1 protein-coding gene is annotated in these 454 nt (G+C 29.3%); it reads right to left on the bottom strand.

The window, feature by feature from the left end:
• Positions 1–420, bottom strand: a 420-nt coding sequence (locus tag RCF13_RS19170) for a polysaccharide pyruvyl transferase family protein (protein WP_308141454.1), incomplete at its 3' end; no start/stop codon positions are given.
• Positions 421–454 lie beyond the last annotated feature (34 nt).

Genomic DNA, 454 nt, shown 5'->3' with positions numbered 1-454 from the left:
AACAAAAGAATGATTATAATGCCAGGAGTTTGTAAAGTGTACAACTGTTTTATTATTAAGGAAATCTTCTTCAATTTTCTCTATATCAAGTATTTCTTTAAATCTTTCTTCATTAGCCGGATTTAACAAAAATGCTAAATCCTCTGTACGAACAACATTATTAACGACTCCTATTTCCTTAAAATATTCATATGTTATATCCTCTCTTATGGTTATCAAATCAAGGGATTTTAAAATTCTTTTTACAAGCCATCTAATGTCACTTCCAAACCTTCCCATAGTTTGAGCACAAATATACGTTTTCACATTATGTTTATGTGCATAATCAAACAGTAATACTTGTTCTATAATATTCATTCTGCCATTTACTTCTGACAAGCAGTCTCCGCTTACACTTATAAATAAGTCTGCATATTTAATATAATTCAGAAATTGCTTAGTTTCTTCAGAGCTC

It is taken from the genome of Stenotrophomonas maltophilia group sp. RNC7 (genome assembly GCF_030910085.1).
Classification (GTDB): domain Bacteria; phylum Pseudomonadota; class Gammaproteobacteria; order Xanthomonadales; family Xanthomonadaceae; genus Stenotrophomonas; species Stenotrophomonas sepilia.
This window is presented reverse-complemented; position numbering and strand designations above follow the sequence as displayed.